Annotated in this window: 8 protein-coding genes and 3 tRNA genes; all 11 read left to right on the plus strand. The window is 43.0% G+C overall.

The window, feature by feature from the left end; genetic code table 11:
* Positions 1-179, plus strand: a 179-nt coding sequence (locus A3756_RS26110) for an ACT domain-containing protein (protein ID WP_156490444.1), incomplete at its 5' end; no start/stop codon positions are given.
* A 180-nt stretch (positions 180-359) separates the two neighbouring features.
* Positions 360-551 (plus strand): carbon storage regulator CsrA, encoded by a 192-nt coding sequence (gene csrA / locus A3756_RS12395; protein WP_068507871.1) that lies wholly within the window; start codon positions 360-362, stop codon positions 549-551.
* Between the two features lie 98 nt (positions 552-649).
* Positions 650-739 (plus strand) — tRNA-Ser (locus A3756_RS12400).
* A gap of 30 nt (positions 740-769) precedes the next feature.
* Positions 770-846, plus strand: a tRNA-Arg gene (locus tag A3756_RS12405).
* Between the two features lie 29 nt (positions 847-875).
* Positions 876-952: transfer RNA gene (locus A3756_RS12410), tRNA-Arg, on the plus strand.
* 204 nt (positions 953-1156) lie between these two features.
* On the plus strand, positions 1157-1399 hold the full coding sequence (locus A3756_RS12415; protein WP_068507869.1) for an OadG family protein: 243 nt from the start codon (positions 1157-1159) through the stop codon (positions 1397-1399).
* Between the two features lie 43 nt (positions 1400-1442).
* Entirely contained in the window at positions 1443-3230 is a 1788-nt protein-coding gene (gene oadA / locus A3756_RS12420; RefSeq protein WP_068507867.1) for a sodium-extruding oxaloacetate decarboxylase subunit alpha, read from the plus strand.
* Positions 3231-3243: 13 nt separating this feature from the next.
* Positions 3244-4572, plus strand: coding sequence for a sodium ion-translocating decarboxylase subunit beta (locus A3756_RS12425; protein ID WP_068507864.1), 1329 nt, complete (start codon positions 3244-3246; stop codon positions 4570-4572).
* Between the two features lie 114 nt (positions 4573-4686).
* Positions 4687-5817 carry an alpha/beta fold hydrolase gene (locus tag A3756_RS12430; RefSeq protein WP_068507862.1) on the plus strand — a complete coding sequence of 377 codons (1131 nt, stop codon included), beginning with the start codon at positions 4687-4689 and terminating at the stop codon, positions 5815-5817.
* Between the two features lie 15 nt (positions 5818-5832).
* On the plus strand, positions 5833-6258 hold the full coding sequence (locus tag A3756_RS12435; protein ID WP_068507860.1) for a peptidylprolyl isomerase: 426 nt from the start codon (positions 5833-5835) through the stop codon (positions 6256-6258).
* A 152-nt stretch (positions 6259-6410) separates the two neighbouring features.
* On the plus strand, positions 6411-6776 hold a 366-nt coding region (locus tag A3756_RS12440), incomplete at its 3' end, for a response regulator (RefSeq protein ID WP_156490445.1).

Raw genomic sequence — 6776 nt, forward strand, 5'->3', positions numbered from 1 at the left:
GGATGCGGTCTCATGCAGGGGTAGCTACCAAGATGTTTGAAGCTTTGTCTGATGAAGGTATAAATATTCAGATGATTTCGACTTCGGAGATTAAGATTTCTGTTGTGATCGATGAGAAGTATCTAGAGTTGGCCGTAAGGACGCTTCATGGTGCTTTTGATCTGGCGCAGGAACATTAATTCAAGGCGAACAGTATTTTCACAATTTATAACTAAATAGAAAATGTGCAAGATTAATCCACTTAAAACTATCTTTTTGAGAAATTTCGATAATACTCTTTAAGTGCTCGTTGTTATCTCTTTTGAGGTGGCAGTAAGAAGCTTTTTTGGATGAATATTGCATAATAAAAGGAGCTAAGAATGCTTATATTGACTCGTCGAGTAGGTGAGACTTTAATGGTTGGTGATGACGTTACTGTTACCGTATTAGGTGTAAAGGGTAATCAAGTGCGTATTGGTGTGAACGCGCCTAGAGATGTCTCTGTTCATCGTGAAGAGATCTATCAGCGTATACAGAAAGAAAAGTCTGAAGCGCAGCAGTCTGACGACTAATTTGTGGTTAAAAAATACACAAGTTGATGTTTTTTAAAAAATAATTCAATGCGGTGTTGGCATTTAAAATAAATGTGTTAATATACGCCGCGTCTTGAGGAGAGATGGCCGAGAGGCTGAAGGCGCGCCCCTGCTAAGGGCGTATGGGGTAACACTCATCGAGGGTTCGAATCCCTCTCTCTCCGCCATTTAAATTAGGATGGCAGTTTTAAAGTTTAGCGGCTGTAGCTCAGCTGGATAGAGTACCTGGCTACGAACCAGGCGGTCGGAGGTTCGAATCCTCCCAGCCGCGCCACTTTAAAACATTCTTGATCAGCATCTAATGCGGCTGTAGCTCAGCTGGATAGAGTAACTGGCTTCGAACCAGTTGGTCGCAGGTTCGAATCCTGCCAGCCGTGCCATATTATTTCTCCTTTAAACCTATCTTATTTAACGCTTCTGTTAATTTAATATCCCTACTATACAGTTAAAAATTGTATTAAATCGTATTGCCTACAAACGCTAGAAAAGGTACATTACGCTCGCCTAGTAACATGTGTTACATTTGGGTGGTTTTTAGGATAATTTCCTTGTTATCAACAACAAATTGATTAGGTAGTCAGAATATGACTGATTTAATGTCTGAAGCAATAAACTTGATGTTGGTGGGTATGGGATTCGTTTTTGTATTTTTGACGATCTTAGTTTTTGCTACATCGTTCATGTCAAAAATGATTTTGAAATATGCGCCAGCACCTGAGCCTAAAGCTCCAGCTGCATCGCCAGTAACTCAAGCATCTAATGATGCGCAACTGTTAGCAGTACTCTCTGCTGCAGTAGACAAATATCGCTCAGACCACAAGAAGTGAGCGTGAATAAAATTTGAACCTTTAACAGAAGGCTTGATAGAAAATGACGGATTCGAACAAAAAACTCGGAATCACTGATGTCGTACTTCGTGATGCACATCAATCTTTATTAGCAACGCGTATGCGAATTGACGATATGCTGCCAATTGCTGAAAAGCTAGATCAGGTAGGCTATTGGTCACTTGAATCTTGGGGTGGCGCTACATTTGACTCCTGTATTCGATTTATTGGTGAAGATCCATGGGATCGTATCAGAGAATTGAAGAAAGTCATGCCTAATACTCCGCAGCAAATGTTGTTGCGAGGTCAAAATCTGTTAGGTTATAGACATTATGCTGATGACGTTGTTGATAAGTTCGTAGAGCGTGCTGTAAAAAATGGTGTTGAGGTATTCCGTGTTTTTGACGCGATGAACGACCCTCGCAACCTGGATCGTGCGCTTAAAGCTGTTAAAGCAAACGGCGGTCATGCTCAGGCAACGCTTTCCTATACAACAAGTCCTGTACATACTTTGGAAAGCTGGGTTAGCTTAGCGAAGCAGATTGAAGACTTGGGTGCAGATTCTATCGCTATTAAAGATATGGCCGGTACATTAACGCCTTATGCTGCTTCTGAGTTGGTTGGGCGTTTGAAAGCTCAGACTGATCTAGAAGTTCAATTACATGCACACGCGACTTCTGGCTTGTCAGATATGACAATTCTTAAAGCGGTTGAAGCAGGTATTGACCGTGTTGACACGGCTATTTCTTCAATGGCAATGACATACGGCCATACTGCGACTGAAAGTGTGGTTGCGGCATTGGCAGGTACTGGTCGTGATACTGGCTTGGACATGAAGCTTCTTGAAGAGATTGCTGCTTACTTCCGTAAGGTTCGTAAGAAGTACGCTAAGTTCGAAGGTTCATTGCGTGGTACTGATTCGCGAATTCTGATTGCCCAGGTTCCTGGTGGCATGTTGACCAACATGGAAAACCAGTTGAAAGAGCAGGGTGCTGCAGACAAATTTGATGCAGTGCTAGAAGAAATTCCACGTGTTCGTGAAGATCTTGGTCATATTCCTCTTGTAACACCTACTTCTCAGATTGTTGGAACCCAAGCGGTTCTGAACGTATTGACTGGCGAGCGCTATAAATCAATCTCTAAAGAGACTGCGGGTATTCTTAAAGGTGAATACGGTGCGGCTCCAGCTCCTTATAATAAAGAGCTACAGGATCGCGTTTTAGATGGTGGTGAAGCAATTACTTGCCGACCAGGAGACTTGCTTGAGCCAGAAATGGACAAGTTGACTGAGGAAGTTAAGAAACTTGCTGGCGAAAAAGGTATCAAGCTTGCTGATGAGACGGTCGATGATGTTCTGACTTATGCTCTGTTCCCTCAGATTGGTCTTAAGTTCCTAGAGAATCGTGACAATGCAGATGCATTTGAGCCGGTTCCAAGTGAAGATGACGTAAAAGCGGCAGCTAAGGGTGGTAAGGAAGTTTATACCATTAACGTTAGCGGTCAGTCTTACGTTGTTGAAGTTGAGGAAGGCGGTGATATCACAGGTATGGTTCCAGTTACTGGTGGTGCTCCTTTACAGGCTTCTGGTGGTGCGCCAGCAGCGGCTGCTCCTGCGGGTGGTGGTGATCCGGTTCCAGCTCCGTTAGCAGGTAACATCTTTAAGGTTGTTGCAACGCCTGGTCAAGTTGTTCAAGAGGGTGACTTGCTGTTGATTCTTGAAGCAATGAAGATGGAAACAGAAGTACGTGCACCACGAGCGGGTACTGTTGGAACGATTAGTGTCTCTGTTGGCGACTCAGTTGCCGTTGGCGATACTTTGATGACCTTATAAGGGTAGTCTGACAATGGAAAATATACTTAATTTATGGACCGGTAGTGGTCTTTATAATATCTCTATCGGCCAGTTCTCGATGATCGTTATTTGTCTCGGTCTTCTATATATGGCTATTAAAAAAGGCTTTGAGCCTTTGTTGCTATTGCCTATTGGTATGGGCGGGATATTGGCTAATATTCCAGAGGCTGGACTTGCTTTATCGGCCGCTGAAAATGCGATACATTTTCACAAGCCTGAAGTAATGATGGCTTTGGCAGAGGTTTTGAAAGTTCCTTTTGAAGCCGGTCAGGAAATGACGCAAGAGACCTTATATGCGTTTAAAGACGCTTATAAAATGGCAGATAGTGCTACTGCCGCTGCAGCTCATAACGTTGCTAGTGATGCGGGTTACGCTAATGGCATGTTGACAAACTTCTATAACGTAGTAATTGGCTCAATGGTTGGTCCTTTGCTTATCTTTATGGGTGTTGGTGCAATGACGGACTTTGGTCCAATGCTGGCTAACCCTAAAACTATTTTGCTAGGTGCTGCTGCGCAGTTTGGTATTTTCGGTACCGTTCTAGGTGCTGCTTTCCTCACAAGTATGCAAATTGGTGGTGTTTCATTTACGATTGAAGAAGCTGCTACGATCGGTATTATCGGTGGTGCAGATGGACCTACTTCTATCTTCGTATCAAGTGTACTAGCACCGCACCTATTGGGCGCGATTGCTGTCGCAGCTTATTCGTATATGGCGCTTGTTCCTGTTATTCAGCCTCCTATTATGAATGCTTTGACTACTCCTGAAGAGCGTAAGATTGAGATGGTTCAGCTTCGTACAGTTAATCAATTGGAAAAAATTCTTTTCCCGATTATTGTATTGATTCTGGTTGCACTTTGTCTTCCTGATGCTGCGCCTCTTTTGGGTATGTTCTGTCTTGGTAACTTGATGAAAGAGTCGGGCGTTGTGGACCGTCTTTCTGATACAGCCCAGAATGCTTTGATTAACATCGTAACTATTTTCTTAGGCCTTTCTGTTGGTTCTAAATTAAGTGCAGACAAATTCCTTGATTTTCAAACGCTGGGTATTTTGTTCTTGGGTATGGCTGCATTTGCAGTAGGTACCGGTACTGGTGTAATCATGGCTAAGTTGATGAACGTATTTAGTACTAACAAAGTTAACCCTCTGATTGGATCTGCTGGTGTATCAGCTGTTCCAATGGCTGCTCGTGTATCGAATAAGGTTGGTCTGGATAATAATCCTCAGAATTTCTTGTTGATGCATGCGATGGGGCCAAACGTAGCAGGTGTTATCGGTTCTGCAGTTGCTGCGGGCGTTATGATCAAGTTCTTAGGCTAGGAAGCCAGTAGTACTACTATAGAAACCCCGGCTTGTGCTGGGGTTTTTTTATTTGTGGGGCTAAGATAATAACTGTGAGATATCTTTTTATTGTTAACAGGGTTGTAGCTATAGATGGTTGAGAAAAAGCTAAGATTGCTAGATAAAGTTTTTTTATCTGTTCTTAATGGTGTGGAGCAGTTTGCTTTTTCGGAGAACTTTAATATCTCAAACTTGAGTTCATTCGATGAAATCTTTCAAGATGGCATCATGTCAGTTCGTCATTATCACCCATTAGAGGATGATGAGATTGAGATCGCGGGTGAGAAAATCAAGGTAGAGAAAAAGCGACACAAAACGCCCGTTATCTTGGTGCCGCCTTTAGCCGCAACATCAATGATATTTGATTTGATGCCGCATAGAAGTGTTGTTCGTTATTTTTTAGCGAATGGTTATGATGTTTACTTGGTTGATTGGGGAGATGTAACCGCAGATCATAAAAACCTGTCGCTGGAAAGCTATGTGCTAGAGTGGATGCCAATGATCATGGATGCTGTCATTACGCATTCTGATGAGGAGGAGGTGTCAATCTTTGCATACTGCATGGGTGGCTTGCTTTCTCTTATGTATCTGGCGGTTTCAGGTGATGAATCAGTCAAAAACCTGGTGACAGTCGCGAGTCCGATCGATATGCATCAGAGCGGCGCAGCAGGTAAGGTTTTGTCGGCAATATATAAGCCAGCGCACCTGGTTTCCAACGTGCTTAATTTTTCCTTACTTGATTTACCGACACGCTATTTTCATGTGCCTGGATGGACTTCATCGCTAGTGTTTAAATTAACTAACCCAATGGGCTCAGTGATTAATACGTATGAGAAGTTTTTGAATTTATGGGATAGGGAGTATTTGGAAGAAAGTCTGACTATGAGCAAGTGGTTTGACGACATGGTAGATTATCCAGGGCGTACCATTCGGGAAATGGCGGTTCATATGATGATCAATAACACCATGGCTAAAGGAAAAATGCGTATTGGAAAGGTGATGGCCGAGTTTAATCAAATTAGATGCTCGATTCTGGCATTTGCAGGCGAGTCTGATAATTTGGTGAGTGTAAGTGCTGCGCACAAGGTTTTGGATATAGTCTCTTCAGAAGATAAAGAGTTTTGTGTTGTTCCGGGTGGGCATGCGGGCGTCTTTGCTGGTAACAAAGCGCCGCAAAATACCTGGCGCATAGCTGTAGATTGGTTGGCAAGCCGGTCTGATTAACAAGAGTGATAAATAATGGCAGAAAGGCAAGTATATAAAGTTAACTATTGGTTGAAGAATGATGATGGGCAAGTAGTCGATACTTCAGAAGGTGGCGAACCAATGGTAATTGAGATTGGTGGTGCTTCCGTGATTCGAGGGCTTCAAGAAGCTGTAAAGGGGAGGCAAGCGGGTGATCGCTTGGAAGTGCAGGTGCCGCCAGAAATGGCTTATGGTGCGCATAACCCGGAGTTTGTGTCAAAAGTACCTATGTCAGCTTTTGAAGGAGTAGAGCATGTTGTAGAAGGTATGAAGTTCCAGACCAATACCGGCTCTGATGCGCAGGTTGTTCAGGTTGTTAAAGTAGAAAAAGACTTCGTCCTGGTTGATGCAAACCACCCTTTAGCAGGCTTGGTTCTCAATTTTGAGATTGAGATAATCGAAGTGGTCGAAGCTGCGTAAAATTTAGCTAGAATAAAAAATATGCAATTTTTCATGTGTTTTTTGAAGCTGCATATATACTTACTGTTACATAACGGAAAAATGTATGGAATATCAGTACCTTTCGGGTCTCCATGCAATCCCAAATCACGAACTAAGATAAGAAAATACAGATGGAAGTTGAACAACAAAACGACGCTTGGCGAATTTTAATAGTTGAAGACGATGAGCGTTTAGCTGATCTCACCAAGGAATACTTGGAGAGTAATGGGCTTGTCGTTTCGGTTGAAGGTAATGGCTCTCATGCAGTTGATCGTATCGTCAATGAAAAGCCTGATCTGGTAGTGTTGGATCTGATGCTTCCAGGTGAGGATGGCTTGTCAATATGTCGTAAGGTGCGTCCTAATTATAATGGACCGATTCTTATGTTGACTGCGCGAACTGACGATCTAGATCAGGTACTAGGTTTGGAAATGGGGGCCGATGATTATATGTCTAAGCCTGTTCGTCCTAGGGTTCTGCTAGCAAGAATTCGCGCC

The organism is Oleiphilus sp. HI0086 (assembly GCF_001635225.1).

Excerpts from the sequence above, each read along its gene's own strand:
- csrA (WP_068507871.1), top strand. The coding sequence starts at position 360 with ATGCTTATATTGACTCGTCGAGTAGGTGAGACTTTAATGGTTGGTGAT.
- A3756_RS12415 (WP_068507869.1), top strand. The coding sequence starts at position 1,157 with ATGACTGATTTAATGTCTGAAGCAATAAACTTGATGTTGGTGGGTATG.
- oadA (WP_068507867.1), top strand. The coding sequence starts at position 1,443 with ATGACGGATTCGAACAAAAAACTCGGAATCACTGATGTCGTACTTCGT.
- A3756_RS12425 (WP_068507864.1), top strand. The coding sequence starts at position 3,244 with ATGGAAAATATACTTAATTTATGGACCGGTAGTGGTCTTTATAATATC.
- A3756_RS12430 (WP_068507862.1), top strand. The coding sequence starts at position 4,687 with ATGGTTGAGAAAAAGCTAAGATTGCTAGATAAAGTTTTTTTATCTGTT.
- A3756_RS12435 (WP_068507860.1), top strand. The coding sequence starts at position 5,833 with ATGGCAGAAAGGCAAGTATATAAAGTTAACTATTGGTTGAAGAATGAT.